This is a genomic window from Kocuria sp. CPCC 205260 (assembly GCF_040981045.1).
In the GTDB taxonomy this organism is placed as follows: domain Bacteria; phylum Actinomycetota; class Actinomycetes; order Actinomycetales; family Micrococcaceae; genus Kocuria; species Kocuria palustris.
In genome coordinates, this window is sequence record NZ_JAVKPT010000079.1 from 1 (window position 1) to 551 (window position 551).

The 551-nt window shown below is 71.1% G+C and carries 1 protein-coding gene; it reads right to left on the reverse strand.

What is annotated here, in order from left to right; all coding sequences use genetic code 11:
- A partial coding sequence (locus RF645_RS13270; RefSeq protein WP_368819272.1) for a hypothetical protein occupies positions 1-182 on the reverse strand: 182 nt, incomplete at its 3' end.
- Between the last annotated feature and the right edge of the window lie 369 nt (positions 183-551).

Sequence of the window (551 nt, forward strand, 5' to 3'; positions counted from 1 at the left end):
CCGGTCTGGGTAGCAAGCTTCCGCCCCTGGGGCCGCTGGCTGCTCCCGTCCGTGTCGGACATATCCCAGGCCCGGACCACCTTGGTGTGCGGGGGCACGGTGTCCACGACCTCCCCGGTCACGACGTTGTTGGTCGTCCCGTTGCGGTTCACTCGCACGGTGCCGTACTGGCCTGCAGGCATCGTGGACCTCTGCCGCGGGGTCCGGTGCGGGGCCGGCCCAGACTCCTGGGGAGTTCCTGCCTGCGGAGTGCCGGTGTTCCCCTGCGTCTTTGAGGCCCCCGTAGGGGTCACCGCGGTGCTCGAGCTTCCCGTTCGCGCGGGAACGCTCGGGGTGCCGCTGCGCTGCATGGTTCCCGCGTCCTGGGTGGTGGAGGACTGCTCGCGCGGCGGGGTGTCGGTCTCCTCCTCGCTCCGGGTCGTGGTGGCGACTTCGCCGCCGGTGTGGCGGGGGGAGCCCATGGGGATGGATCCGTCCTCGTTGCGCCACCCCTGGGTAGGTGCAGTGGCCTCTGTCCTCTCCGGCTGGGGAGCTTCCTCTGCTGTGGGCTG